The sequence below is a fragment of the Streptomyces sp. NPDC047886 genome (assembly GCF_043204435.1).
In the GTDB taxonomy this organism is placed as follows: domain Bacteria; phylum Actinomycetota; class Actinomycetes; order Streptomycetales; family Streptomycetaceae; genus Streptomyces.
Genome location: NZ_JBIDCF010000002.1, coordinates 204790 through 230628 on the forward strand (window position 1 = coordinate 204790; position 25839 = coordinate 230628).

The following is a 25839-nucleotide window of genomic DNA, read 5'->3' on the forward strand; positions in this document are numbered from 1 at the left end:
TCGAGCAAAAACGTTCACGGACGATCAGTCGGGGGTTAGACTCCAGCTCAGCCGAGGGAGAAGGGGTTCACGACCACATGCACGCCGAAGAGAGGCACCAGGCGATCCTGCGCCGGCTGCGGGAGCGGGGATCGCTGCGGGTGACCGAGTTCGCCGAGGAGCTCCAGGTCTCGCCGGTCACCGTCCGCCGGGACGTCGAGAGCCTGGCCGAGCGGGGGCTCGTGGTGCGGGTGCACGGCGGGGCCGTGGCGCCCCGGACCGGGGCGGAGACGACGGGTACCGCCGTGGTGCCGTCGGGCGCCGGAGTCCCCGCCGGCCGCGCGGGCACCGAGTCCGCGGGCACGCCCGGGGTTCGCGGCCCCGCCGGGCGGGAGCCGGTCTTCGGGCTGATCGTCCCGGCCGCCGACTACTACTACCCCGAAGTGATCAAGGGCGCCCGGGAGGCGGCCGGCGAGCGCGGCGTCCGGCTCGTCCTGGGCATCTCCCAGTACAGTCCCGACGAGGAGCGGGCCCAGGCCCGCCAGATGCTCGCCGACGGGATCGACGGGCTGCTGATCACCCCGTGCGACCCGGACGCCGCCCTGCCGTGGCTCGCCGAACTGGCCGTCCCGTACGTGCTGGTGGAGCGCAGGCCGGGCGCCGACGCCTCCGGCGCGGAGCGCGTCGTCACGGACCACGTGTACGGCGCCGGGCTCGGCGTGCGCCACCTCGCGGACGCGGGGCACCGGCACATCGGGCTCATGCTGCGCGACGACAGCCCGCACGGCGCCCTCGTCCTGGACGGCTACCGCGCCGGGCTCGCCGCCGCCGGGCTCGACGCCCCGGGCGCCGGGCCGTTCCGGCTGCCGCCGCCCGCGGGTGACGCCGCCGAACGAGAGCGGCTGCTCGGCGCGTTCGCGGACGCCGTGGCCGACGGGCGGCTGGACGCCGCGCTCATCCACAACGACCACGACGCGATCGTGCTGCTCCAGCGGCTGCGGGCGCGCGGCGTCGACGTGCCGGGCGACATCGCGCTCGTGGCGTACGACGACGAGGTGGCGTCCCTCGCGGACATCCCGCTCACCGCGATCGCCCCGCCCAAGCACGCGGTCGGCGCCGCGGCCGTCGAGCTCCTGGACCGCAGGATCGCCGACCCGCGCAGGGCCCGTCACCGGCTGGCGATCCTGCCGGAACTGCACGTCCGCGCGTCCTCCGGCACGTCCGGCCGGTCCGGTACGCCCGGCACGTCCGGGCCATCCGCGTCCGGCGCGTCCGGCACGTCCGGTACGCCCGGCGCGTCCGGCACGGCCGGCGCCTGACCCCCCGCCGGGCGGGCGGCCTTCCCGTACGTCCACGCACTCCGGAGCCCCTCATGCCGTTCTCCCTCTCCGCCGGGGGGTTCTCCCTCGACGGGCGTCCCCTGCGTCTGCTGTCGGGCGCCCTGCACTACTTCCGCGTACTGCCCGAGCAGTGGCCCCAGCGGCTGCGCGGTCTGCGGGCCATGGGCCTCAACACCGTGGAGACGTACGTCCCGTGGAACCTCCACGAGCCGCGCCCCGGGCAGTACGACTTCACCGGCATCGCCGACCTGGACGGCTTCCTGCGCGCGGTGCGGGACGCCGGACTGTACGCGATCGTGCGGCCCTCGCCGTACATCTGCGCCGAGTGGGAGAACGGCGGCCTGCCCTGGTGGCTGCTCGCCGACCGGGAGGTACGGGCGCTGCGCTGCCAGGACCCGGCGTACCTCGCCCATGTGGACCGCTGGTTCGACCGGCTGATCCCGCTCGTCGCGGCGCACCAGGTGACCCGGGGCGGCCCCGTGCTGATGGCGCAGGTGGAGAACGAGTACGGCTCCTACGGCACCGACACCGGCTACCTGGAGCACCTGGCGGCCGGGCTGCGCGACCGCGGCGTCGACGTGCCGCTGTTCACCTCCGACGGCCCCGACGACTTCTTCCTGACCGGCGGCACCCTCCCGGGCACCCTCGCGACCGTGAACTTCGGCGGCCGGCCGGCCGACGCGTTCGCGGGGCTGAGGCGGATACGGCCGCACGACCCGCCCATGTGCATGGAGTTCTGGTGCGGCTGGTTCGACCACTGGGGCGCGGACCATGTCGTGCGCGACCCGGCGGACGCGGCCGGCGCGCTCGCGGAGACGCTGGCGTCCGGGGCGTCCGTCAACATCTACATGGCGCACGGCGGCACGAACTTCGCCACCTGGGCCGGGGCCAACACCGCCGACCACGCCACCGGCGAGGGCTACCGGCCCACCGTGACGTCGTACGACTACGGGGCGCCCCTCGACGAGCGGGGCGCGGTCACGGAGAAGTTCCGGGCCTTCCGCGACGTGCTGCGGGCGTACGCGGACGGGCCGCTGCCCGAGCCGGAGCCGCCCGCGCCGCTGCTGCCGCCATGCCGGGTGGAACTGCCCGACGCGGTCGCGCTGTTCGACGCCCTGGACGCGCTGGCGGCGCCGCCCGTCACCGCGCCCGAACCGCCGTCGTTCGAAGAGCTGGGCATCGGGCACGGGCTGGTGCTGTACGAGAGCAGGATCCCGGGCCCGCGCGGCCCGTACCCGCTCGCGGTGCGGGGGCTCGCCGACCGGGCCCATGTCTTCGTGGACGGTCGGCCCGCCGGGGTGCTGGAGCGGGACGCGGCCGACGTGCTGGACGGGGTCGCCGCCCCGGCGGGCGGGGCGCGGCTGGAACTGCTGGTCGAGTCCATGGGCCGGGTCAACTACGGGGCGGGGCTCGGGGACCGCAAGGGCGTCCGCCGGGTCCTGCACACCCAGCAGCTGCTGCACGGCTGGACGGCACGGGCGGTGGAGCTGGGGCACGGTACGCCGGAGCGCGTGCCGTGGGGCGGGGCGCCGGGCGACGGGGCCCCGGGCGGGGCCGGGCCGGGCGGCAGGGCCTCGGGCGGGGTCGGGCCGGTGTTCCACCGGGGCGTCCTGGAGGTGGCCGAGCCGGGTGACACGTTCCTGGCCCTGCCGGGGATGCGCAAGGGCTATGTGTGGGTCAACGGGTTCTGCCTGGGCCGTTACTGGGAGGAGCGGGGGCCGCAGCGGACCCTGTACCTGCCGTGGCCGCTGCTGCGCCCCGGCCGCAACGAGATCGTCGTCCTGGAGCTGGACGGGGTCGCGGACCCGGCCGGGAGCGCGGCCGTGGAGCTGCGGGAAACCCCGGACCTGGGATCGAACGATCGCTCATGAACGAACAAAATCCAGATCGTTTGTTCTTTTGCTATTGACTCTGATCGCTTCTGGTCGAAAGATGTGCGTCACCCCCGCCGCTCATGCCTTCCGTAGGCCCTCCGTGTAGGAGCAGCGCATGCTGACGCACCCGCCCCGCCGTCTGTCCGCCACCGTCCTCGTCGCCGCCCTCGCCGTCCTGGCCACCGCCTGCGGCGGCGGTACGGGAGACGGCGACCGTACGGGCGGCGACGCCGGAACCGGCACCGCCGACAAGCCCGTCGAGATCACGTACTGGTCCTGGATGCCCGGCACCAAGGACATGGCCGCCGCGTTCAACGAGACCCACCCGAACATCAGGGTCACGTTCGCGGAGATACCCGCCGGCCTCAACGGCGGCTACGACAAGGTCGCCAAGGCGGTGAAGGCGGGCAACGCCCCGGACGTCGTGAACGTCGAGTACCAGGCCATCCCCGACCTCGTCACCCAGGGCCTGCTGCGCGACGCGTCCGCCGAACTCGGCGCCACGGTCCGGGGATACGCGCCCGAATCCGTACAGGCGCTGGTCGACCTCGGCGGGAAGACCTGGGCCGCCCCCTACGATGTCGGCCCGCAGACCCTGTACTACCGCACCGACCTGTTCGAGAAGTACGGCATCACCGCGCCGACGACCTGGGCCGAGTTCCGCACCGCGGCCGAGAAGGTGAAGTCCGCCTCCAAGGGCGAGGCGCGGCTCCTCGGCTTCTGGGGCGACGACACCGCCACCTGGGCGGGCCTCGCCCAGCAGGCCGGCGCCCGCTGGTACGGCACCAGCGGCGACGCCTGGCGCGTCAACATCACCGACCCCGCCACCAGGAAGGTCGCCGACTACTGGAAGGACCTGGTCAGGAACGACCTCGTCCTCAACCACAAGGGCTGGAGCCCGGAGGCCACCAAGGCCGTCACCGACTCCAGGGCCATCGCCCTCATCGGCGCGTCCTGGAGCGCGGGCTCCATCAAGACGACCTACCCCAAGCAGCGCGGCACATGGGCAGAGGCGCCGCTCCCCCACTGGGGCACACCGGCGACCGGCGCGGTCGGCGGCTCCGCCTTCGCCATCACCAAGGACAGTCCTAAGGCGAAGGCGGCCGCGGAGTTCATCACCTGGGCCACCACCGACCCCGCCGCCGTGCGGGCCAGGCTGGCGGCCGGGACGTCCAGTGCCCTGCCGGCCGCCGAGAAGCTCCGCGCCACCGCGAAGTCGACGTTCGACGCGTCGTTCTTCGGCGGCCAGGACATCTACGCGGTCGCATCGGCGCAGGTGCCCAACATCGCCGACGGGTGGAGCTGGAGCCCGGTGCACAACTCCACGACCATGACGATGCAGGCCGAGTTCGGCAAGGCGCAGAAGTCCGGTGAGTTCTGGGCCGCGTTCGAGGCGGGCCAGGCGGCGGCGGAGAAGGCCATCACCGACCGGGGGCTGAAGCTCGCGAAGTGACACCCGCCGCCGCCCCTCCCGGAGCCCGCCGGAGCGCCCAGCCCCGGCGGCCCGGAGCCACCGAAGGAGCCTCGCCGATGACCACCCGGCACCCCCCGGCCCGCCCCGCCGGGAGCACACCTCCGGAACACCCCCCGGCCCCCGCCTCCCCCGAGGCACCCGCCTCCCCCGAGGCGCCCGCCGCCCCACAGGACGCGCCGTCCCGCGCGCCCGAACCACCCCCACTCACACCGCCCGGGGAGCGCCCCCAGACCGAGCAGCAGCCCCGGCGGCGGACCGAGTCCCAGACCGAGCCGCGCACCCGGCGGCGGTCCGACCGGCAGACCGAGCCGCAGACCGACCGGCAGACCGGACGGCGGCCCGAGTCCCCGACCCGGCAGCGGACCGAGCCGCAGACCGACCGGCAGACCGGACGGCGGCCCGAGTCCCCGACCCGGCAGCGGACCGAGCCGCGGACCGACCGGCGGACCAACCGCCCGACCGCGCCGCAGGCCGGCCGGCGGGCTCGGCGGCGGGGCGTGCCCGCGCTCTTCATCGCGCCGTTCCTCGTCCTCTTCCTCGGCACGCTCGTCGCGCCCATCTGCTACGCCGTCTGGATGAGCCTGTTCCGTGAACAGGCCGCGTCCGGGCTCGGGTTCGGCGGCACGGAGACCCTCTTCGTCGGCGTCGACAACTATCTGCGGGCCTTCGCCGACCCCGGTTTCCGGCGCGGCTTCGGCCATGTCGCCCTGTACTGCGTGATCTACATCCCCGTCATGGTGGGCGGCGCGCTCGCGCTCGCCCTGCTGGTCGACTCGGCGATGGCCCGCGCCAAGCGGTTCTTCCAGCTGGCGTTCTTCCTGCCGCACGCCGTGCCGGGGCTGATCGCCGCGATCATCTGGGGATTCCTCTACACTCCCGGGCTCAGTCCGGTCGTCGATCTGCTGGCGTACGCCGGTGCCGACTGGGACTTCCTCGGCCCGGACGCGGTGCTCTTCTCTCTCGTGAACGCCGCCGCCTGGCAGTGGATCGGCTACAACATGGTGATCTTCTACGCCGCCCTGCAGGCCGTGCCGCGCGAGACGCTGGAGGCGGCCGTCATGGACGGCGCCGGTCAGCTGCGTACGGCCTGGTCCGTGAAGCTTCCCGCCATCCGCTCCTCGGTCGTCCTCACCATGCTGTTCACCGCCGTGGGCGCGATCCAGCTCTTCAACGAGCCGGAGGTGCTGCGCTCCCGTGCCGCCTCGATCTCCCAGGACTGGAGCCCGGTGATGTTCATCTACCAGGCCGCGTTCACCCGCCACGACTACGGCCTCGCGGCCGCCGCCTCCCTGCTGCTCGCCGTGCTGGGCGCGGCCCTGTCGTTCCTCATCACCAAGCTGGGCAACCGCTGGAAGGAGGCGTGACCATGACCGCCACGTCCACCGCCACGTCCACCTCCACGTCCTCCCGGACGACCCCCAGGGCGTCCCGCTCCGCCGGCTGGTCGTCCCGGGTCGTCGTCAACACCCTGCTGGCCCTCGTGGCCGTCTACACGCTGATGCCGCTGAGCTGGCTGCTGCTGAACGCCACCAAGAACAACGGCGATCTGTTCGGCAGCCCCGGCTTCCGCCTCGCCGAGTTCAACCTCCTCACCAACCTCGGCGACCTCTTCACGCACCAGGACGGAATCTTCGGCCGCTGGCTCGCGAACAGCATGCTGTACTCGCTCCTCGGCTCCCTCGCGTCCACGCTGCTGTCGCTCCTCGCCGGATACGCGTTCGCGGTCTACGGCTTTCGCGGCAAGGAGAAGCTGTACGGGCTCGTACTGCTCGGCATCCTGGTTCCGCACACCGTCATCTCGCTGCCCATGTACCTGATGGCGTCCGAGGCGGGCATCGTCAACACGTACGCGGCCGTCCTGATCCCCGGGCTCGTGAACCCCTTCGGGGTGTATCTCGGGCGGGTCTTCGCGGAGAGCTACGTCCCGATGGAGACCCTGGAGGCGGCCCGGATCGACGGGGCGGGCGAGCTGCGCGCGTTCCGTTCCGTCGCCCTGCCGATGCTGTCGCCCGCCTTCATGACCATCTTCCTGTTCTCCTTCACGGGCAGCTGGAACAACTTCTTCCTGCCGTTGGTCATGCTGAACGACGCGTCGCTCTACCCGGTGGGGCTCGGTCTGTTCAACTGGAACGCGTCACTCGCGCAGGAACCGCAGTTCTACGCCTTCGTCGTGACCGGGTCACTGCTGTCCATCGTGCCGCTCGCCGCCGCCTTCGTCGCGCTTCAGCGCTACTGGCGCTCCGGCCTGACCGCGGGAGCCGTCAAATGACATCCGCAGCCACCCCCTCCCCTTCTTCCAGCCCTTCTTCCAGCCCTTCTTCCTCTCCCTCCCCTTCTCCCTCGCCTTCTCCCTCACCTTCCCCTTCTCCCTCCTCCCCCGCCGCCTATCGGCGGCCCCGCACGGTCCTCGCGATGGATCCGTCGGTCCGGGACGCGCTGTTCGACCAGGCCGCGCTGGACCGGCTCGTCGCCGTCGCCGACACGGACCCGGCGCTCGTCGTACGGGACTTCGCGGCCGCAGGGCACGCCGGCGCGCTCGCCGGAGCGGAGGCGCTGCTCACCGGGTGGGGGTGCCCGCCGCTGACGGCGGACGCGCTGGCCCGGATGCCCCGGCTGCGTACGGTCGTGCACGCCGCCGGTTCCGTGAAGCACCACATCACGGACGCGTGCTGGGAGCGCGGGCTGACGGTCGCGTCGGCGGCGGCGGCCAACGCGCTGCCCGTCGCCGAGTACACGGTCGCCGCGATCCTGTTCAGCGGCAAGCGGGTACTCGACGCCCGGCGCGTCTACCGCGAGCGGCGCCGCCGGCCGGACCCGCTCGACCTGATGGCCGGGGCCGGCAACTACCGCCGTACGGTCGGTGTCGTGGGGGCGTCCCGGATCGGGCGGCGGGTGATCGAGCTGCTGCGCCCGTTCGACCTGCGGGTGCTGCTGTACGACCCGTACGTTCCGGCGGACGAGGCGGCCCGCCTGGGGGCCAGGCCGGTGAGCCTGGACACCCTGGTGCTGTCCAGCGACGTGGTGACGATCCACGCGCCCGAACTGCCCGAGACACGCCACCTGTTCGACCGCGACCGGCTGGCGCTGCTGCCGGACGGGGCGACGCTCGTCAACACGGCGCGGGGTTCGCTGGTGGACACGGCCGCGCTGACGGCCGAGCTGGTCTCGGGGCGTCTGAACGCCGTCCTGGACGTGACGGAGCCGGATGAGCTGCCCGCCGATTCGCCGCTGTACGACCTGCCGAACGTGTTGCTGACGCCGCACATCGCGGGCTCGCTCGGCAATGAGCTGGTCCGTATGGCGCACGCGGCGCTGGACGAGCTGGAGCGGTACGGGTGGGGGCTGCCGTTCGCGGATCCGGTGCGGGCGGAGGCGCTGGCCCGCTCGGCCTGACGCCTCCGGCCCCGGCCGGGCCCGGTCCGCGCGGAATAGAGAGAAGTAGTTGAAATCCGAACCACATGGGCCTATGGTGGATGTCGTTGAAGGTTAAACAACCTCTTCGGATCACCCCACTCAAGGAGCACGTCATGGGCCTCTTCAACCGCACCTCGTCCGCCACCGCCACCGCCGCTCCGGCCGCCGTCGACCCGGCGCTGGCCGCGCTGACCGGTGAGTACGCCATCGACCCGTCCCACAGCGGCATCGGCTTCACCGCCCGGCACGCCATGGTCACCAACGTCCGGGGCACCTTCACCGACCACGAGGGCACCCTGCGGCTCGACGGCTCGGACCCGGCCGCCTCGTCCGCCTCCATCGACGTGCGGATCGCCTCCCTCGACACGGGCAGCGCCGACCGCGACGGCCACCTCCGCAGCGCCGACTTCTTCGACGCCGAGCAGTACCCGCTGATGACCTTCCGCTCCACCTCGGCCGAGGCCCTGGGCGGCACGGACTACCGCATCACCGGCGACCTCACGATCAAGGACGTGACCCGCCCGGTCACCATCGACCTGGAGTTCAACGGCTCGGCCAGGGACCCCTTCGGCAACGAGCGCGTCGGCTTCGAGGGCAAGGCCGAGATCCTCCGCTCCGACTGGGGCCTCACCTGGAACGCGGCCCTGGAGACGGGCGGTGTCCTGGTCAGCGACAAGATCAAGCTGGCCTTCGAGATCTCCGCCATCCGCACCACCGCCTGATCCGCCGCCCGGCCCCCACGCATCAGCCCCGGCGGGCGACCGCCTCCGGAAGCCCGCTAGAACCCGCCCCCGAAGTCTCCGCCGCCGAAGCCGCCTCCGCCGAAGTCGCCGCCGCCTCCGAAGTCGCCGCCGAAGTCGGAGGGGTTGTGGTCGGCGCCGGAGAAGTCGCCGCCCGCGAAGGACTCGTAGCCCTCGCCGCCGTACTGCGCCGCGTAGGCCGGGGTGGCGAGCATCGAGCCGAGCATGGTGCCCATGAGCAGACCGGGCAGGAGGGCGCCGCCGTAGTAGCCGCCGGCCCAGGGGCCGTAGGCGGGGCCGGCCTCCCAGTAGGGGCGGCGGCCCAGGTCGGTGTCGACCGTGCGGGCGAGCGGGTTCTCGCCGGCCCTCAGGCGGGCCTCGTCGGCCGCGCAGACCGGGACGTCCCGGGGCGCGCCCGTAGGTGGCGACCAGGGCAGGTCCGTCACCGACGGGCCGTGGCGCGGGTCGAAGAAGCAGGGTGCCCGCCGCTCGGGAAGCGGGCGGCCCTCGCGGCGGGCGGCAAGGACGGCCAGCGAGAAGCGGCCGTCCGCCAGGGCCTCGGTCACACCCCGGACGTCTCCGGGATGCCGGGCCCCGCCCATCAGGGATTTGGCCTTGTCGTACGCGTCGAGGGAGCGTTCGTAGTCGGCGCGCATCGTGTCGTCGGCACCCGCCTCGGCCGGGTGGAAGTCCAGCCGGTCCAGCTCCTCGCCGTACGCGGTGATGTCCTCGTCCACGACGACCCGGAGCCGCTCGAGGGCGTCCCGCTCCTCGGCCCGCTTGCGGTGGCGGTTGCGTGCCGTGACCGCGTACACCCCGGCGCCTCCGGCCGCCAGCAGGGCGGCCAGCGTGACCAGGCCGCCGACCGGGACGGGGTCGTCCGGGACGCCGGACCAGGTCGACGGCGCCGTGCCGCGCGCCTGCGGCAGGGCCTGGTCGACGAAGTTGTTCAGCTCGGTCACCGCGTCCACGCCCGGCTGGTGCACCGCCGCGACCAGGTTCTCCACCGCCCGGTTCGGCAGCACGACCCGGTCGGCGCCCGCGTCGAACGCGTCGCCCAGCCGTACCGCGTACACGCCGGTGACACCGGTCAGGGTGCGGAGGTCCTGGAGCAGGCCGTCCTTCGGGAACTCGGCCGTCGCCGGGAGCACCGCGACCATGACCGGCTTGTCCGCGTCGAGGATCTTCCGTTCCAACGCGTCGGCGGCCGGTCCCGGCAACTGGTCGGCGGCCTGCGGGTGCACGTACACCGGGCCCTGCCTCAGTGCCTGGGCCACGCCGTCGAGACCCGTCGCCCTGGCCCCCGCACCCGGGGCCAGGGAGAGAAGGAGCGCCAGCGTCAGACCCACCACGGCCGACAGCAGCGCGAGCGGCCTCGCCCTCATACCATCGAAGTTACTCCAAACGGGGCGAAGGGGACAGGCTGCTCCCGTTCCGGCCTCGGCGGGGCGTACCGCTCCGCCGGACCGGTCTACTCGGTGGGGCGCACTCCCGCGCGCAGCAGTCCGTAGGTGTACGCGTCCTCCAGCGCCTGCCATGACGCCGCGATCACGTTCTCGCCGACGCCGACCGTCGACCACTCGCCGTCGCCGTCGCTCGTGGTGATCAGCACCCGCGTGATCGACTCGGTGCCGTGGCGTCCTTCCAGGATCCGGACCTTGTAGTCGACCAGCTCGAACTTGGCGAGCTGCGGGTAGATCCGCTCCAGGCCGGCCAGCATCGCCCGGTCCAGCGCGTTGACCGGGCCGTTGCCCTCGGCGGTGGCGACGATGCGCTCGCCGGCCGCCCACAGTTTCACGGTCGCCTCGTTGGCGTGGGTGCCGTCCGGGCGGTCCTCGACGATCGCCCGCCACGACTCCGTGCGGAAGAACCTGAGCGGCTTGCCCTCGACCTCGGCCCGCAGCAGCAGCTCGAAGGACGCGTCGGCCGCCTCGTAGGTGTAGCCCTGGAGCTCGCGCTCCTTGACCCGCTCGACGACCCGCCCGACCACCTCGCGGTCGTCGCCCAGGTCGATGCCGAGCTCCTTGCCCTTGAGCTCGACGGAGGCGCGGCCCGCCATGTCGGAGACCAGCATCCGCATGGTGTTGCCGACCCGCTCGGGGTCGATGTGCTGGTACAGGTCCGGGTCGACCTTGATCGCGGAGGCGTGCAGCCCGGCCTTGTGGGCGAACGCGGAGACACCGACGTACGGCTGGTGCGTGGAGGGGGTCAGGTTCACGACCTCGGCGATGGCGTGGGAGATCCGCGTCATCTCCTTCAGGGAGCCGTCGGGCAGGACCTTCTTGCCGTACTTCAGCTCCAGCGCGGCGACCACCGGGAAGAGGTTGGCGTTGCCGACGCGCTCGCCGTAGCCGTTGGCGGTGCACTGCACGTGCGTGGCGCCCGCGTCGACCGCCGCGAGGGTGTTGGCGACGGCGCAGCCGGTGTCGTCCTGCGCGTGGATGCCGAGGCGCGCCCCGGTGTCGGCGAGGACGGTGGCGACGACGGCCTGCACCTGCGCGGGCAGCATGCCGCCGTTGGTGTCGCAGAGGATGACGACGTCGGCGCCCGCGTCGGCGGCGGCGCGGACGACCGCCTTGGCGTACTCGGGGTTGGCCTTGTAGCCGTCGAAGAAGTGCTCGCAGTCCACGAAGACCCGGCGGCCCTGCTCGCGCAGGTAGGAGACGGTGTCGCGGACCATGCTCACGTTCTCGTCCAGCGTGGTGCGCAGCGCCAGCTCGACATGGCGGTCATGGGCCTTGGCGACCAGCGTGATCACCGGGGCGCCGGATTCCAGCAGGGCCCTGACCTGCGGGTCCTCGGCCGCCTTGCCGCCGGCCCTGCGGGTCGCGCCGAACGCGACGAGCTGGGCGTTCCTGAAGGCGATCTCGTGCCGGGCGCGGGCGAAGAACTCGGTGTCGCGCGGGTTGGCGCCGGGCCAGCCGCCCTCGATGAAGCCCACGCCGAAGTCGTCCAGGTGCCGGGCGATGGTCAGCTTGTCGGCGACGCTGAGGTTGATGCCCTCGCGCTGCGCGCCGTCGCGCAGCGTGGTGTCGAAGACGTGGAAGCTGTCGTCGACACGGGAGTCGGCACGCGACTCGGGGCGAGAACTGCCGTCGTTCTCCGTGGTCATGACTGTCTAGGCTCCTGTCGGATGTGGCTCCATGAAGGATTGGATCCACCTGCCCCCATTTTCGCGCGCGGTCCGTCTCCGCCGTGGTGGGGCCGGAAAACGAAAAAACCTCTCGCGGGTGCGAGAGGTCTGCGCGCGGGTCTGGGACACGGTGTCCGCTGCCGCGACGGGGTGAGGTCGCGGTTCAGCGGTCACTGCGGACCGGCGCGCTGCTGCCGATAATCATCGTGGAAGCGAGCACGGTGGCAGTCTGCCATACCGTCTCGCGGGCCGGGGCACGGATCTCACCATGCGGGCAGGCCGGGCGGTTCGCGCGCTTATGGGGCTCGGGCGCCGCGGCCGGGCCCGGGACGTCAGGGGGCGCGGGCGCCGCGGCCGGGCTCGGGACGGACGTCGATGGGGCTCGGGCGCCGCCCGCCGGTCTGGGACGTCAGGGGATCAGCGACTCGGCCAGGTACTCCTGTACGTGGGCGAGCACCTGCTCCCGTCCGGTGCCGGGTATCCCCACGGCGACGTGGACGCTGAAGCCGTCCAGCAGGGCCCGCAGCCGGGTGCCGTACCGGTCGGGGTCGACCCGGCGCAGTTCGCCGCGCGAGATGCCCTCGGCGAGCAGGGCCACCAGGTCGCGGTGCCAGGCGCCCTCGATGGCGGCCTGGCGGCCCCGGGCGTCGGCGTCCGCGTTCTGGGACCGGTCCCAGACCTCCAGCCACAGCGTCCAGTGCGGGTCCCGGGGCCCGTCGGGCACGTACAGGGCGACGTACGCGGCGAGCCGCTCGCGCACCGGGACGTCCTGCCGGGACAGCAGCGCGCTGCGCTCGGCGCCGAGGCGGCCCTCGCTCCACTCCAGGGTCTGGAGCAGCAGTTCGTCCTTGGTGCGGAAGTAGTAGATCAGGTGGCCGCTGCTCATCCCGACCTCCCGGCCGAGCGCCGCCATGGTGAGCCCTTCCAGGCCCCGGTCGGCGATCATCGCCATGGCGGCCGCGAGGACGTCCTCGCGCGGCGGCGCCGAGTTGCGCCGCCGCGCGGCGGGCTTGCGGGGTTCGTTCACCCCTACGTTGTACCTGATCAGACGCGCCTCCCGGGGCCCGGCCGGCAGGTGCTCCGGCGTCATACCCTCGGCTGCTGCTGGGTGATGCAGTGGATGCCGCCGCCGCCCGCGAAGATCGTGCGGGCGTCGACCAGCGTGACCGTGCGGTCGGGGAAGAGGCGGCGGAAGATGCCGGCGGCGATCTCGTCGCGGGGGTCGTCGAAGGCGCACAGCACCACACCGCCGTTGCAGATGTAGTGGTTGATGTACGAGTAGTCGACCCATTCGCCGTCCTCCTGGAGGACCGTCGGCGCCGGGACCTCGACGACCTCCAGCGTCCGGCCGCGGGCGTCGGTCTGGGAGCGCAGCAGTGCCGCGTTGGCCTTGCACAGCTCGTGGTCGGGGTGGGCCGGGTCGGGCTGGGTGTGGACCACGACGACGCCGGGGCGGGCGAAGGCGGCGACGATGTCGACATGGCCGCGGGTGCCGTACAGGCCGTAGTCGCCGGTCAGGCCGCGGGGCAGCCAGATGGCCTTGGTGGTGCCGAGCCGGGCGTGGATCTCGGCCTCGACCTGGGCGCGGGTCCAGCCGGGGTTCCGCTCGGGGCCGAGCTGGACGGTGTCGGTGAGGAGGACGGTGCCCTCGCCGTCGACGTGGATCGCGCCGCCCTCGTTGACCAGCGGCGAGGGGTGCACCGGGACGCCCGCCGCGTCGGCGACATGGCGGGCGATCTTGGAGTCGTGCTCCCAGCGGGCCCAGTCCGCCGCACCCCAGCCGTTGAACACCCAGTCGACGGCGGCCAGTTCCGTGCCGTCCGTGACGAACGTGGGGCCTATGTCCCGCATCCAGGCGTCGTCCAGGTCCCGTTCGACCAGGTCGACGTCCGGGCCGAGCAGGTCCCGCGCCGACGGGGCGTCGCCCGGCGCCACCACCATCGCCACCGGCTCGAAGCGGCGTACCGCGCGGGCGACGGACGCCCAGGCCGCGCGGGCCTCGGCGAGCTCGTCCGCGGTGGTGAAGGTGGGGTTGGGGCTGGGCCAGGCCATCCAGGTCCGCTCGTGGGGCGCCCACTCTGCGGGCATGCGGAAGCCGGGGGTCGTACGCGACGTCATGGAGTCGTCCTCAGAGGAAGTAGAGGCGGTTGAGGGAAACGGAGTCGGCCGGGTCCGAGCGGACCGGATCGCCGTCGAGCGTGACGAGCCCCGTACGGGCGTCCACGGCGACCTCTCCGATACGGGAGTTGAGGAGCAGGTCTCCGGGGCCGATGCCCCGGGTGTTCCGGACGGCCACCCTGCGGCGGCGTGTCGGCATCCGGTCGTTGCCGAGCTGGGCGGCCGCGCCCGCCACGAAGGCCACCGAGATGTCCGCGGCCGTCGCGCCGTGGGCACCGAACTGGGGGCCGAGCACGAGCGGTTCGCAGGTGTCGGTGGCGGCGTTCGGGTCGCCCACGACCCCGTACGCGGGGAAGCCCGACTTGAGGACGAGCTGCGGCTTGGCGCCGAAGAACTCGGGCCGCCAGAGCACGATGTCGGCGAGTTTGCCGACCTCGATCGAGCCGACCTCGTGTGCGAGGCCGTGGGCGATCGCCGGGTTGATGGTGAGCTTGGCCATGTAGCGCAGGACGCGCGCGTTGTCGTCGCCGTCCCCGTCGCCTTCCAGCGGGCCCAGCTCGGCCTTCATCTTCCCGGCCATGGCGAAGGTCCGGCGTACGGTCTCGCCGGCCCTGCCCATGCCCTGCGCGTCCGACGACGTGATGCCGATCGCGCCGAGGTCGTGCAGGACGTCCTCCGCGCCCATCGTGCCCTCCCTGATCCGGTCGCGGGCCATGGCCGCGTCACCGGGCAGGTCGGTCTTCAGGTCGTGGACGGAGACGATCATCCCGTAGTGCTCGGCGACCGCGTCCCGCCCGAAGGGGAGCGTGGGGTTGGTGGAGGAGCCGATGACGTTGGGGACGCCCGCCATCTTCAGGACGTTGGGGACGTGCCCGCCGCCGCAGCCCTCGATGTGGAAGGCGTGGATGGTCCGGCCCTCCAGGACCCTGAGGGTGTCCTCGACGGAGAGGCACTCGTTGAGGCCGTCGCTGTGCAGGGCGACCTGGACGTCGTGCTCCTCGGCGACCCGCAGGGCGGTGTCCAGGGCCCGGGTGTGGGCGCCCATGTCCTCGTGGACCTTGAAGCCGGATGCGCCGCCCTCGGCCAGGGCCTCCACCAGGGGCGCGGGGTCGGACGACGAGCCGCGCCCGAGGAAGCCGATGTTGACCGGCCAGGCGTCGAAGGCGTTGAAGGCGTGGCGCAGCGCCCAGGGCGAGTTGACGCCGACGCCCCACACGGGGCCGAACTCCTGGCCGATGATCGTGGTCACGCCGGAGGCCAGGGACGCCTCCATGATGCGCGGCGACAGCAGGTGGACGTGGGTGTCGACGGCGCCCGCGGTGGCGATGAGGCCCTCGCCGGAGACGATCGAGGTGCCGGTGCCGACCACGACCTCCACGCCGTCGAGCGTGTCCGGGTTGCCGGCCCGGCCGATCGCGTGGATACGGCCCTCGCGGATGCCGATCGAGGTCTTGCGGATGCCCTGCACGGCGTCGATCACGAGCACGTTGCTGATGACGACATCGCAGGTCTCGCGGACGGCGGCGGCCTTGAGGTGCAGTCCGTCGCGGGCGGTCTTGCCGAATCCGGCGAGGAACTCGTCGCCGTACGCCTGCGAGTCGGACTCGACGCGGACCACGAGCCCCGAGTCGCCGAGGACTACGCGGTCGCCGGCGCGCGGGCCGTGGGTGGCCGCGTACTCCTGCGGGGTCAGCCGGCGGGCTTCGGCGGGGTGGCCTCCGGGGCGGCTCATCGTCCGGCCTCCTTGTCCGTGCTCTTCGTGGGCTCGGCCTTCGTGTTCTCCGTGGGCTCGGCTCCGAGGTAGCCGCAGGCGGCGGCGCGGCGCAGTGCCTCCTCGCGGGCGCCGGGCGCGTCGAGGGGGCCGTCGACCAGGCCCGCGAACCCGACGGTGATCCGGTCGCCGCCGATCGGCACGAGACCCACCTCCGCCGACTCGCCGGGCCCGAACCGCACGGACGACCCGGCCGGGATCGCGAGCCGCATCCCGTACGCCGCCGAGCGGTCGAAGTCGAGCCGCGGGTTGGCCTCGAAGAAGTGGAAGTGCGAGGTGACGCTGACGGGGACGGACGCGGTGTTGCGTACGGCGATACGTACGGCCGGCGCGGGCTCCTCATGAGCCGGGCCCGGCAGGACCGCACCCGGCGCGTCGGCGCCGAGCGAACCGCCGCCGATCGGGTCGGAGACGACCGCGAGCCGGGAGCCGTCGTCGAAGACGGCCTCCACATGGACCTCGGTGACCACGTCGGCGACGCCCGGCAGGACGTCGTCGGGGCCGAGGGCCGAGCGGGCGGCCGCGATGGCCTCGGCGAGGCGGCGCCCGTCGCGGGCGGCCTCGCAGACGGTGTCCGCGATGAGGGCGGTGGCCTCGGGGACGTTGAGCCGCAGTCCGCGGGCGCGGCGGGCCCGGGCGAGTTCGGCGGCGCTGAAGAGCAGCAGCCGGTCGCGTTCCGTGGGGGTCAGTCGCACGTTGTTCACACCTCCTGTTTGAGCATCACTCTAACTCTGAGATTACTGAAACGGAACCATTGACCAAGAGCCCGGGAGTGAGTCACATTGAGCGTCGCTCTAAAGCGACGGGACGACGAACCGAGAGGCACGTACCAGCGATGCAGGGAGAGCCCCCATGCGGATAGAACAGCGCGGAGTCGACACCATCCCCGAAGCGGAACGAACCAGCGGACCCCGCGACCTCATCTCGATCCTGCTCGGCTCGAACCTGTGCCTGGGCGTGATCGTCTTCGGCTGGCTGCCGGTCTCCTTCGGGCTCGGCCTGTGGCCCGCGGTCACCTCCGTGGTGGCCGGCACGGTCGTCGGCGTCGTCGTCACGGCCCCGCTCGCCCTGGTGTCGCTGCGCACCGGAACCAACCTGTCCACGTCGTCCGGAGCCTTCTTCGGCGTACGGGGGCGGCTCGTCGGCTCGGTCGTCGGACTGCTGCTCTCACTCGGCTACACCGCGCTGACGCTGTGGATCGGCGGCGACGTGATGCTCGCCACGCTGGCCAGGCTCTTCGACGTACCGACCGGCCCCGTGGCGCACACCCTGGTGTACGCGCTGCTCGCGGGCTGCACCGTCGTCGCCGCCGTGTACGGCTACCGGCTGCTGCTGCGGCTCAGCAAGGTCCTCGCGATCGGCATGACCGTCCTGCTGGTGCTCGGCGTGCTCGCGTACGCGGGCGACTTCACGACCGCCCCGCCGCCGGACACCCCGTACCTGCTCGGCTCGTTCTGGCCGACCTGGCTGCTGTCCGCCGTGGCGGCCGGCCTGAGCGGACCGGTCGCCTTCATCACCCTGCTCGGCGACTACACCCGGTACGTCTCGCCCGAGCGCCACAGCCCCCGCACCGTGTGGAAGGCGACCTGCGTGGGCCTGTTCGCCGGGCTGCTGATCCCCCAGCTGTTCGGTACGTTCACGGCGCTGGCCGCCCGCGCGGGGCTCGACTACGCGGGCCCGCTCGTGGAGACGGCGGCCCCCTGGTACCTGGTGCCGCTGCTGGTCGCGGCGAGCGCGGGCTCGGTCGGCAACGCTGGCCTGATGCTGTACTCGATGGGCCTCGACCTCGACGCGATCATCCCCCGGGCGACCCGTACGAGCGCCACCCTGGTGGTCGCGGTCGTCGCCACCGCGTTCGTGTTCCTCGGCCACTTCGCGTGGAGCGCCCAGGACGCGATGACCTCGTTCGTGCTGCTGCTGACCGCGATCGGCACGCCGTGGGCGGTCATCACGCTGACGGGTCACCTCCGCTGCGGCGGCGCGTACGACGCGGAGGCCCTCCAGGTGCTGAACCGCCGCGCGCGGGGCGGCGTCTACTGGTTCCGCGCCGGCTGGCACCCGCGCGCCACGCTGTCCTGGGCGCTGGGCGCCGCGGTGGGGCTCGCGGCGGTGTCGACACCGTTGTACGAGGGCCCGCTGCTGCCGATGACGGCCGGAGTCGACTGCAGCTTCATCCTGTCGGGCCTGGTGGGAGGTGTGGCGTACGCGGCACTCACGCTCGGCGGCCGCCACACGGCCGTGCCCCCGCCGGGCGCCCCGCGGCAGAAGGAGACGGCGCCGGTCGCGTCCTGACGCGCGACCGGCGACACGTGAGGGCCCGGCGCGCATCGGCGAGCCGGGCCCTCACGATCACGGCGACAGGGCGGGAGCCCTGGGCGTGAGACGTCAGACGACCTGGTGGGTCCAGCCGTGGACGTCCTCGGCCGCGCCGGTCTGGATGTCGAGCAGCGCCTTGCGCAGCTTGAGCGTGACCTCGCCGGGCTCGCCGGTGCCCTGGGTCCAGTCGCCGCCGGCGGACTTCACGAAGCCGACCGGGGTGATGACGGCGGCCGTGCCGCAGGCGAACACCTCGGTGAGCGTGCCGTTCTCGGTGTCGCGCTTCCACTGCTCGGTGGAGACGCGGGCCTCCTCGGACGTGTACCCGAGGTCGCGGGCGAGCCGCAGCAGCGAGTCACGGGTGATGCCGGCGAGCAGCGAGCCGGTGAGCTCGGGCGTGACGATCTTGTCCCCGTACACGAAGTACAGGTTCATGCCGCCCATCTCCTCGACCCACTTGTGCTCCAGCGCGTCGAGCCAGACGACCTGGTCGCAGCCCTTCTCGGCGGCCTCGGCCTGGGCCAGCAGGGAGGCCGCGTAGTTGCCGCCGGTCTTGGCGAAGCCCATGCCGCCGGGGACGGCGCGGACGTAGTTCTCGGAGAGCCAGACCGAGACCGGCTTGACGCCACCGGGGAAGTACGCGCCCGCCGGCGATGCGATGACGATGAACAGGTACTCGTTGGCCGGCTTCACCCCGAGCCCGACCTCGGTCGCGATCATGAAGGGCCGCAGGTAGAGCGAGGACTCGCCGCCGTGCGCCGGGACCCACGCCTGGTCCTGCCTGACCAGCGCGTCGCAGGCGGCGACGAAGGTCTCGACCGGGAGCTCCGGCATCGCGAGCCGGCGGGCGGAGCGCTGGAACCGCTCGGCGTTGGCCTCGGGGCGGAACATGGACACCGAGCCGTCGGGGCGGCGGTAGGCCTTCAGCCCCTCGAAGATCTCCTGCGCGTAGTGCAGGGTCATGTTGGCCGGGTCGATGGACAGCGGGGCGTACGGGGTGAGCTGGGCGTCGTGCCAGCCACGGCCCTCGGTCCACTTGATCGTCACCATGTGGTCGGTGAAGTGGCGGCCGAACCCGGGATTGGCCAGGATCGCGTCGCGCTCCGCGTCGGACAGCGGGTTCGAGGAGGGCTTGAGCTCGATCGTCGTGGGCGTCGTCATGAGTGCTGTGTCCTTCACCGGTTGTGTGTGACGGACCGCGCTCACGCCGTTCCAGCCGCTGTCGCCGCTGCTGCTAGGACGTCCGAGCATCACCGCATGCCGCGGCCCCACGTTCGATTATCGCTCGGGGGCCGGTGCGGCGAAACAGGTGCGGGTGGGTGCGGGCGCATGCGACCGCGGTCCAGGGAATGATGGTGGCACCCCACGGCCGCACAGGAGAAGCCGCCGGGTGCGTTGCGACCCGGCGGCTTCGGTTGAGTCGGCGGGTCAGCTCGCTACGCGTACCGCGAGCGCGTCGCCGATCTCGTCCGTCGTACGGGAGACGGAGCCGTCGCGCTCGGCGAGGTCGGCGGCGACCGCCGACTCGATCCGGGCGGCCTCGGCCTCGTACCCGAGGTGGCGCAGCAGCAGCGCGACGGACAGGATCGTCGCTGTGGGGTCGGCCTTGCCCTGGCCCGCGATGTCGGGCGCGGAACCGTGGACGGGCTCGAACATCGACGGGAACGCGCCCGTCGGGTTGATGTTGCCGGACGCGGCCAGGCCGATGCCGCCGGTCACGGCAGCGGCGAGGTCGGTGAGGATGTCACCGAAGAGGTTGTCGGTGACGATGACGTCGAAGCGCTCCGGCTGGGTGACGAAGAAGATCGTCGCGGCGTCGACGTGCAGGTAGTCGGTGGTGACGTCGGGGTACTCCTGGCCCACCCGGTCGAAGATGTTCTTCCACAGGTGGCCGGCGTAGACCAGGACGTTGTTCTTGTGGACCAGCGTCAGCTTCTTGCGCGGGCGGGCGCTGGCACGCTCGTAGGCGTCCCGGACGACCCGCTCGACGCCGTACGCGGTGTTGACGCTGACCTCGGTGGCGACCTCGGCGGGCGTGCCGGTGCGCAGCGATCCGCCGTTGCCGGTGTACGGGCCCTCGGTGCCCTCGCGGACGACGACGAAGTCGATGTCCGGGCGGCCCGCGAGCGGCGTCGCCGTGTTGGGGAACAGCTTCGAGGGGCGCAGGTTGACGTAGTGGTCGAAGGCGAAGCGCAACTTCAGCAGCAGGCCGCGCTCCAGGACGCCGGACGGCACGGAGGGGTCGCCGATCGCGCCGAGCAGGATCGCGTCATGGCTTTTCAGGGAGTCGAGCTCCGCGTCGGGGAGGGTCTCCCCGGTGCGGTGCCAGCGCGTGGCGCCGAGGTCGTACTCCCTGGTCTCCAGCTTCACGTCCTCCGGGAGGACCGAGCGGAGGACCTTGAGGCCCTGGGCCACGACTTCCTGGCCGATGCCGTCACCGGGGATCACTGCGAGATCGATGCTGCGAGACATGACGGCACCCTACTCCCCGTCCCATTGCCTGACACGTCACCGTCCACCATATGGACCGCCAGAGCCGGACCGGCAGGTACGGGCGCGCGGCGGGCGAGGAACCGGTGCCGGCCGGGCGGCTGCCGGGCGGTGGACCGGCGACGGCCGGACGGGGGCTTCAGTGGCCCGTGGCTCCGCCGTTGTCGCGGCGGTCGAGGGCCCGCTGCAGGGCGGCGGCGGCGTTCTTGCGCTCGGTCTCGCTGGGGCGGGCGGCGGTGTGGCGGACGCGGCGAACGGCGGTGGCAGTGGCCATGACGATCGACTCCTTCAATGAGGGGAGGTGAAGGTGCCGGAAGGGGCGGGGAGCGGGCCGCAGGGGTTGCCTGCACGGGGCACTGCGCTCACGACCGCCATTCGCTCGATCGAGCGGGACGTTCGGCTTCTACAAAGCTAAGCGAGCCGGACCGCTCTGTCTCCACAATTACTCGGACTTCCTACTATCTGAGACGGGACGTTGGCCCGAGGTTCGCGCAGAGTCACCGCGCGACGATGGCCCCGCGGGCCGGCGGCGTCACAGCAGATCCCCGTCCCGCCAGTCGAAGCGCAGGGCGCCGGCTTCGGCGCGGGGCAGCGGCCGCCCGGCCGCGGGGCGCAGGAAGGTGCAGTCCTCCTCGTCCGGCAGGTGCAGCGTGCCCGCAGGGCCGTACCCCTCGACGCGCCCGTTCCACAGCTGCCAGCCGCGCGAACGGTACAGCGCCGCCCCCTCGTCGGACGCGGACAGGGCGCCGAAGTCGTAGGCGCCGTCGACGACTTCCTCCAGCGCCGCCATCACGCGGCCGCCCAGGCCCTGGCGGCGGCGGTCCGGACGGACGCCCACGGCCTCGACGTAGCCGACGCGGTGGGCGTGGCCCGCGTGCACGACCCGGCGCATGATGACGCTGCCGTGGGCCGCGACGCCGTCGTCGTCCTCGACGAAGGCGTGGATGCCGCCGAGACCGTGCTCCCAGTCCGTGTCGCCGAAGTCCCCGTCGAAGGCGGCTTCAAGGGAGGCGCGGATCCGCCGGAGTATGGCGGGGGTCAACTCATAGGTGTGGGCGGTACGCAGACGATCGGTCATACCGCCCACTGTGGCAGGGACCGCCCGTACCGGGTACCGGATTCGGCCGGACCGGGTACGGGCGGACCACCGGCTCAGTACACGGCGACGCCGTACGCGGCGAGCGCCTCCCGTACCGGCTGGTGGATGGCCGAGCCCTCGGTGCCGGTGCAGCCGGAGCTGCCCGAGTGGATGCCGAGCGCGACCGAGCCCAGGAAGTGGGCGCCGCCGCTGTCACCGCCGGCCGAGCACGCCGTCGTACGGACCATGCCGTAGACCGGGCCGCTGCTGTAGTTGACCGTGACGTTCACGGCGGTGACCCGGCCGCTGGTCACCCTGGTGGTGGAGCCGCTCTTGTTGATGGACTGGCCGACGACCGCGTCGGCGGCCGAGGCGATGTCCTGGTAGCTGCCGGTGTAGAGGTTGACCCGGCCGCCCGTGTTGTCGCTGGTGGTGTAGCGGACGATGCCGTAGTCGTTGGTCGGGAAGCTGGTGCCCTCGCGCACGCCGATGGAGGCGCCGCCGGAGGTGGCCGACCAGGTCGATGAGATGTTGGTGCAGTGCCCGGCCGTCAGGAAGTACCGGACGCCGTTCTTGGTGACGTTGAAGGCGGCCGAACAGCGCGACCCGCCGCCGTAGATGGCGTCGCCGCCCGCGACCTCGCGCTGGAAGACGCCCGGTACGCGGCTGACGCGCACCGCGCCGTCGAGCGAGGCCGCGACCTTGCGCAGCTTCGCCATGTCGCGGGCGGAGACGGACTGGTCGGCCTCCACGGCGATCTGGTTGGTGCGCGGGTCCAGGCCCCAGGAGGTGCCGGTGATCTTCGCCTCGGCCTCCAGGGTGGCCATGGCGGCGTCCAGCTGGGCGGCGCTGCGCTGGACGCGCCGGGGGGTCGCCCCGGCGGCGCGGACGCGCTCGGCGGCCGCCTCGCTGGTGACGGTGACGACGAGCGAGCCGGTCTCGGCGTCGAGGTAGGTGCCGGCGCTGTCGGCGCCGAGTTCGCGCTCGACGGCGGCGTCGAGGGCGTAGACGTTCGCGGACAACGCGGTCGCGGCTTCCGCGTCCCGGGCGTCCGCCGCTCCGGCGGGGGTGGCGCCGATGCCGAGCGAGGCGGCGACGAGCAGGGCGGACAGACCTATGCGCGCACGGGTGGTGCGTCTCATGCGGGGGGTCTCCTTCGTCGGTGACGGGTGGGGACGTACCGACGAAGAAACTTGGCATGACCACTTCATGAGCACAAGAGTGCCGGGGCGCGGCGGCGCCGTCATGAGAACCGCCCCCGACCGGCGAGGAGGCCGGAGGGGGGCGGTGCCGGGAGCCGGCCCGTACGGGCCGGGGCGGCCGTACGGGCCAGGTGGCCCGTGCGGGCCGGGGCGGGCAACGGGCCGGGGCGGCCGTACGGCCGCGCGGGCGTCAGCCCATGTGCGGGTAGCCGTACTCGGTCGGCGGGACCAGCGTCTCCTTGATCGAACGGGTCAGCGTCCAGCGCATCAGGTTCTGCGGGGCGCCCGCCTTGTCGTTGGTACCCGAGGCGCGGCCGCCGCCGAAGGGCTGCTGGCCGACGACGGCGCCGGTCGACTTGTCGTTGATGTAGAAGTTGCCCGCGGCGTACCGCAGCTTCTCCATCGTGTACGCGGCGGCGGCACGGTCACCCGCGATGACCGAGCCGGTCAGCGCGTACGCCGACACCGACTCCATCTGCTCCAGCATCGCGTCGTACTGGTCGTCCTCGTACACGTGCACCGCGAGGATCGGGCCGAAGTACTCCGTCGTGAAGACCTCGTTCTCGGGGTCCGAGCACTCGATGACCGTCGGGCGGACGAAGTAGCCCACCGAGTCGTCGTACGTGCCGCCCGCGACGATCGTGCACGACGGGTCCTGCTTCGCCCGGTCGATCGCCGCCTTGTTCTTGGCGAACGCCCGCTCGTCGATGACCGCGCCGATGAAGTTCGACAGGTCGGTGACGTCACCCATCCTGATGCCGTCGACCTCCGTCGCGAACTCCTCCTTGAAGCCGGAGTTCCAGATCGAGGCCGGGATGTACGCGCGCGAGGACGCCGAGCACTTCTGCCCCTGGAACTCGAAGGAGCCACGGGTCAGCGCCGTCTTCAGGACCGCGCGGTCGGCGCTCGGGTGCGCCACGACGAAGTCCTTGCCGCCCGTCTCGCCGACGATCCGCGGGTAGGAGCGGTACTTCTCGATGTTGTTGCCGACCGTCTTCCACAGGTGCTGGAAGGTCCTGGTCGAGCCGGTGAAGTGGATGCCCGCCAGCATCGGGTGGTTCAGGGCCACCTCGGAGACGGCGATGCCGTCGCCCGTCACCAGGTTGATGACGCCCTTCGGCAGGCCGGCCTCCTCCAGCAGCTCCATGAGCAGCACGGCGGAGTGGGTCTGCGTCGGCGACGGCTTCCAGACGACCACGTTGCCCATCAGCGCGGGCGCGGTGGGCAGGTTGCCGGCGATGGCCGTGAAGTTGAACGGCGTGATCGCGTAGACGAAGCCCTCCAGCGGGCGGTGGTCGAGGCGGTTCCACACGCCGGGCGAGTTCGCCGGGGGCTGCTCGGCGAGCAGGTCGCGGGCGTACTTGACGTTGAAGCGCCAGAAGTCGACGAGCTCGCACGGGGTGTCGATCTCGGCCTGCTGGGCGGTCTTCGACTGGCCGAGCATGGTGGAGGCGGCCAGCGTCTCGCGCCAGGGGCCGGCCAGCAGCTCGGCGGCGCGCAGGATGATCGCGGCGCGGTCGTCGAAGGACATCGCACGCCACGCCGGGGCGGCGGCGAGTGCGGCGTCGACGGCGTCCCGGGCGTCCTGCTCCGTGGCGCCCGCGAAGGTGCCGATGACGGCCCCGTGGTTGTGCGGCTGGACGACGTTCACCCGCTCGCCGCCGCCCATGCGCTTGACGCCGTTGATGGTCATCGGGAGGTCGATGGGGTTCTCGGCCAGCTCCTTGAGCTTGGCCTCGAGGCGCGCGCGCTCCGGCGAACCGGGGGCGTAGCCGTGCACCGGCTCGTTGACCGGGGCGGGGACCTGGGTCACAGCGTCCATGAGTTCCGTAACTCCTTATGAGAGGGGTGGAGGGCTCAGCCCTTGGTGATCATCGAGCGGAGGAAGAACAGCAGGTTGGCCGGCTTCTCCGCCAGGCGGCGCATGAAGTAGCCGTACCAGTCGGTGCCGTACGCCGTGTAGACGCGCATCCGGTGCCCCTCGGCGGCCAGCCGGACGTGCTCGTCGCTGCGGATGCCGTACAGCATCTGGAACTCGTACTCATCCAGTTTGCGCCCCGCGCGCCGGGCGAGCTCCTGGGTGATGGCGATGAGCCTCGGGTCGTGGGACCCGATCATCGGATAGCCCTCGCCCTCCATGAGGATCCTCAGGACGCGGACGTACGCCTTGTCGATCTCGGCCTTGTCCTGGTACGCGACGGAGGCGGGCTCCTTGTAGGCGCCCTTCACGATACGGACGCGGCTGCCGTTCGCCGCCAGGCGGCGGGCGTCGTCCTCGGTGCGGAACAGGTACGCCTGGATGACGCAGCCGGTCTGCGGGAAGTCCTTCCGCAGCTCCTCGTGGATGGCGAACATCGAGTCGAGGGTGGTGTGGTCCTCGGCGTCCAGGGTGACCGTGGTGCCGATCGCGGCGGCCGCCTCCACGACCCAGCGCACATTGGCGAGCGCCAGCTCGTGGCCGCCCTCCAGGGACTGGCCGAACATCGACAGCTTGACCGACATCTCGGCCTTCGTGCCGAGGCCGAGGCGCTCCAGGTGCTCGATCAGCTCCAGGTACGCGTCGCGGGCGGCGTGGGCCTGCTCGCGGGTGGTGATGTCCTCGCCGACGACGTCGAGTGTGACTTCCAGGCCCTTGCCGGTGAGGTCGACGACGATCGGAACGACCTGATCCACCGTCTCGCCGGGGATGAAACGGTTCACGACCGGCTTGGTCACCGGGGCCGCCGACACGAGGCGGCGCATCTTGTCGCTGCGCGACGCGGCGAGGATCAGGGGTCCCAGCACGGGGCACCTCCACGGAACAGGTGTCGAGGGAAAAGGCCGAAACCGAACGGATCGGGAACGGCACGGAGAACCACCGTGAAACCTAAGGATCGCTCCCGGGGTCGGCCATCGACAGCTGTCACGCAT

The 25839-nt window shown here is 72.3% G+C and carries 21 protein-coding genes; 8 read left to right on the top strand and 13 right to left on the bottom strand.

Annotated elements, in window-relative coordinates:
* The first annotated feature begins 77 nt into the window (after positions 1 to 77).
* The 7 genes from ACGF5U_RS06690 to ACGF5U_RS06720 all read left to right on the top strand — a co-directional run bounded on the left by ACGF5U_RS06690 (position 78) and on the right by ACGF5U_RS06720 (position 8803).
* Positions 78 to 1298 (top strand): substrate-binding domain-containing protein, encoded by a 1221-nt coding sequence (locus ACGF5U_RS06690; protein ID WP_392710869.1) that lies wholly within the window; start codon positions 78 to 80, stop codon positions 1296 to 1298.
* A gap of 53 nt (positions 1299 to 1351) precedes the next feature.
* Positions 1352 to 3190, top strand: coding sequence for a beta-galactosidase family protein (locus ACGF5U_RS06695; RefSeq protein WP_392710871.1), 1839 nt, complete (start codon positions 1352 to 1354; stop codon positions 3188 to 3190).
* 118 nt (positions 3191 to 3308) lie between these two features.
* Positions 3309 to 4646 (top strand): ABC transporter substrate-binding protein, encoded by a 1338-nt coding sequence (locus tag ACGF5U_RS06700; protein ID WP_392710872.1) that lies wholly within the window; start codon positions 3309 to 3311, stop codon positions 4644 to 4646.
* 533 nt (positions 4647 to 5179) lie between these two features.
* Complete coding sequence (locus ACGF5U_RS06705; RefSeq protein ID WP_392711282.1) at positions 5180 to 6031, top strand: carbohydrate ABC transporter permease; 852 nt, start codon at positions 5180 to 5182, stop codon at positions 6029 to 6031.
* Between the two features lie 2 nt (positions 6032 to 6033).
* The gene (locus ACGF5U_RS06710) at positions 6034 to 6936 is read left to right on the top strand and encodes a carbohydrate ABC transporter permease (RefSeq protein WP_392710873.1); all 903 of its coding nucleotides are present in this window, start codon (positions 6034 to 6036) and stop codon (positions 6934 to 6936) included.
* A 143-nt stretch (positions 6937 to 7079) separates the two neighbouring features.
* Complete coding sequence (locus ACGF5U_RS06715) at positions 7080 to 8060, top strand: hydroxyacid dehydrogenase (RefSeq protein ID WP_392710874.1); 981 nt, start codon at positions 7080 to 7082, stop codon at positions 8058 to 8060.
* A gap of 134 nt (positions 8061 to 8194) precedes the next feature.
* Positions 8195 to 8803, top strand: a complete 609-nt coding sequence (locus ACGF5U_RS06720) for a YceI family protein (protein ID WP_392710876.1) — start codon at positions 8195 to 8197, stop codon at positions 8801 to 8803.
* A 56-nt stretch (positions 8804 to 8859) separates the two neighbouring features.
* Here ACGF5U_RS06720 and ACGF5U_RS06725 read toward each other — a convergent pair whose 3' ends face one another.
* The 6 genes from ACGF5U_RS06725 to ureA all read right to left on the bottom strand — a co-directional run bounded on the left by ACGF5U_RS06725 (position 8860) and on the right by ureA (position 16538).
* Entirely contained in the window at positions 8860 to 10206 is a 1347-nt protein-coding gene (locus ACGF5U_RS06725; RefSeq protein WP_392710877.1) for a hypothetical protein, read from the bottom strand.
* 86 nt (positions 10207 to 10292) lie between these two features.
* On the bottom strand, positions 10293 to 11933 hold the full coding sequence (gene cimA / locus ACGF5U_RS06730; protein WP_392710878.1) for a citramalate synthase: 1641 nt from the start codon (positions 11931 to 11933) through the stop codon (positions 10293 to 10295).
* Positions 11934 to 12363: 430 nt separating this feature from the next.
* The gene (locus ACGF5U_RS06735; protein WP_392711284.1) at positions 12364 to 12906 is read right to left on the bottom strand and encodes a TetR/AcrR family transcriptional regulator; all 543 of its coding nucleotides are present in this window, start codon (positions 12904 to 12906) and stop codon (positions 12364 to 12366) included.
* A gap of 134 nt (positions 12907 to 13040) precedes the next feature.
* Positions 13041 to 14072 carry an agmatine/peptidylarginine deiminase gene (locus ACGF5U_RS06740; protein ID WP_392710879.1) on the bottom strand — a complete coding sequence of 344 codons (1032 nt, stop codon included), beginning with the start codon at positions 14070 to 14072 and terminating at the stop codon, positions 13041 to 13043.
* A gap of 10 nt (positions 14073 to 14082) precedes the next feature.
* Positions 14083 to 15804, bottom strand: coding sequence for an urease subunit alpha (locus ACGF5U_RS06745; protein ID WP_392710880.1), 1722 nt, complete (start codon positions 15802 to 15804; stop codon positions 14083 to 14085).
* Positions 15801 to 16538, bottom strand: coding sequence for an urease subunit gamma (ureA, locus tag ACGF5U_RS06750; RefSeq protein ID WP_392710881.1), 738 nt, complete (start codon positions 16536 to 16538; stop codon positions 15801 to 15803). Before ureA ends, ACGF5U_RS06745 begins: the two co-directional genes overlap by 4 nt.
* A 157-nt stretch (positions 16539 to 16695) precedes the next feature.
* Here ureA and ACGF5U_RS06755 point away from each other — a divergent pair, with 157 nt between their 5' ends.
* Entirely contained in the window at positions 16696 to 18135 is a 1440-nt protein-coding gene (locus ACGF5U_RS06755) for a cytosine permease (RefSeq protein WP_392710883.1), read from the top strand.
* Between the two features lie 93 nt (positions 18136 to 18228).
* On the opposite strand, the gene ACGF5U_RS06760 is transcribed toward ACGF5U_RS06755, so the two are convergent.
* The 7 genes from ACGF5U_RS06760 to ACGF5U_RS06790 all read right to left on the bottom strand — a co-directional run bounded on the left by ACGF5U_RS06760 (position 18229) and on the right by ACGF5U_RS06790 (position 25713).
* Positions 18229 to 19320 carry a branched-chain amino acid aminotransferase gene (locus ACGF5U_RS06760; protein WP_392710885.1) on the bottom strand — a complete coding sequence of 364 codons (1092 nt, stop codon included), beginning with the start codon at positions 19318 to 19320 and terminating at the stop codon, positions 18229 to 18231.
* Positions 19321 to 19587: 267 nt separating this feature from the next.
* Positions 19588 to 20631, bottom strand: a complete 1044-nt coding sequence (locus ACGF5U_RS06765) for a 3-isopropylmalate dehydrogenase (protein WP_392710886.1) — start codon at positions 20629 to 20631, stop codon at positions 19588 to 19590.
* Positions 20632 to 20788: 157 nt separating this feature from the next.
* Entirely contained in the window at positions 20789 to 20923 is a 135-nt protein-coding gene (locus ACGF5U_RS06770) for a hypothetical protein (RefSeq protein ID WP_392710888.1), read from the bottom strand.
* 258 nt (positions 20924 to 21181) lie between these two features.
* The gene (locus tag ACGF5U_RS06775) at positions 21182 to 21727 is read right to left on the bottom strand and encodes a GNAT family N-acetyltransferase (protein WP_392710889.1); all 546 of its coding nucleotides are present in this window, start codon (positions 21725 to 21727) and stop codon (positions 21182 to 21184) included.
* A 74-nt stretch (positions 21728 to 21801) separates the two neighbouring features.
* The gene (locus ACGF5U_RS06780) at positions 21802 to 22869 is read right to left on the bottom strand and encodes a S1 family peptidase (protein WP_392710890.1); all 1068 of its coding nucleotides are present in this window, start codon (positions 22867 to 22869) and stop codon (positions 21802 to 21804) included.
* 250 nt (positions 22870 to 23119) lie between these two features.
* Positions 23120 to 24751, bottom strand: a complete 1632-nt coding sequence (gene pruA, locus ACGF5U_RS06785; RefSeq protein ID WP_392710892.1) for an L-glutamate gamma-semialdehyde dehydrogenase — start codon at positions 24749 to 24751, stop codon at positions 23120 to 23122.
* A gap of 35 nt (positions 24752 to 24786) precedes the next feature.
* Positions 24787 to 25713, bottom strand: a complete 927-nt coding sequence (locus tag ACGF5U_RS06790) for a proline dehydrogenase family protein (RefSeq protein WP_392710893.1) — start codon at positions 25711 to 25713, stop codon at positions 24787 to 24789.
* Positions 25714 to 25839 lie beyond the last annotated feature (126 nt).

Excerpts from the sequence above, each read along its gene's own strand:
- pruA (WP_392710892.1), bottom strand. The coding sequence starts at position 24,751 with ATGGACGCTGTGACCCAGGTCCCCGCCCCGGTCAACGAGCCGGTGCAC.
- ACGF5U_RS06745 (WP_392710880.1), bottom strand. The coding sequence starts at position 15,804 with ATGAGCCGCCCCGGAGGCCACCCCGCCGAAGCCCGCCGGCTGACCCCG.
- cimA (WP_392710878.1), bottom strand. The coding sequence starts at position 11,933 with ATGACCACGGAGAACGACGGCAGTTCTCGCCCCGAGTCGCGTGCCGAC.
- ACGF5U_RS06780 (WP_392710890.1), bottom strand. The coding sequence starts at position 22,869 with ATGAGACGCACCACCCGTGCGCGCATAGGTCTGTCCGCCCTGCTCGTC.
- ACGF5U_RS06735 (WP_392711284.1), bottom strand. The coding sequence starts at position 12,906 with ATGGCGATGATCGCCGACCGGGGCCTGGAAGGGCTCACCATGGCGGCG.
- ACGF5U_RS06715 (WP_392710874.1), top strand. The coding sequence starts at position 7,080 with ATGGATCCGTCGGTCCGGGACGCGCTGTTCGACCAGGCCGCGCTGGAC.
- ACGF5U_RS06720 (WP_392710876.1), top strand. The coding sequence starts at position 8,195 with ATGGGCCTCTTCAACCGCACCTCGTCCGCCACCGCCACCGCCGCTCCG.
- ACGF5U_RS06725 (WP_392710877.1), bottom strand. The coding sequence starts at position 10,206 with ATGAGGGCGAGGCCGCTCGCGCTGCTGTCGGCCGTGGTGGGTCTGACG.
- ACGF5U_RS06765 (WP_392710886.1), bottom strand. The coding sequence starts at position 20,631 with ATGTCTCGCAGCATCGATCTCGCAGTGATCCCCGGTGACGGCATCGGC.
- ACGF5U_RS06695 (WP_392710871.1), top strand. The coding sequence starts at position 1,352 with ATGCCGTTCTCCCTCTCCGCCGGGGGGTTCTCCCTCGACGGGCGTCCC.
- ACGF5U_RS06775 (WP_392710889.1), bottom strand. The coding sequence starts at position 21,727 with ATGACCGATCGTCTGCGTACCGCCCACACCTATGAGTTGACCCCCGCC.
- ACGF5U_RS06710 (WP_392710873.1), top strand. The coding sequence starts at position 6,034 with ATGACCGCCACGTCCACCGCCACGTCCACCTCCACGTCCTCCCGGACG.
- ACGF5U_RS06690 (WP_392710869.1), top strand. The coding sequence starts at position 78 with ATGCACGCCGAAGAGAGGCACCAGGCGATCCTGCGCCGGCTGCGGGAG.
- ACGF5U_RS06740 (WP_392710879.1), bottom strand. The coding sequence starts at position 14,072 with ATGACGTCGCGTACGACCCCCGGCTTCCGCATGCCCGCAGAGTGGGCG.
- ACGF5U_RS06770 (WP_392710888.1), bottom strand. The coding sequence starts at position 20,923 with ATGGCCACTGCCACCGCCGTTCGCCGCGTCCGCCACACCGCCGCCCGC.
- ACGF5U_RS06760 (WP_392710885.1), bottom strand. The coding sequence starts at position 19,320 with ATGACGACGCCCACGACGATCGAGCTCAAGCCCTCCTCGAACCCGCTG.
- ACGF5U_RS06755 (WP_392710883.1), top strand. The coding sequence starts at position 16,696 with ATGCGGATAGAACAGCGCGGAGTCGACACCATCCCCGAAGCGGAACGA.
- ACGF5U_RS06700 (WP_392710872.1), top strand. The coding sequence starts at position 3,309 with ATGCTGACGCACCCGCCCCGCCGTCTGTCCGCCACCGTCCTCGTCGCC.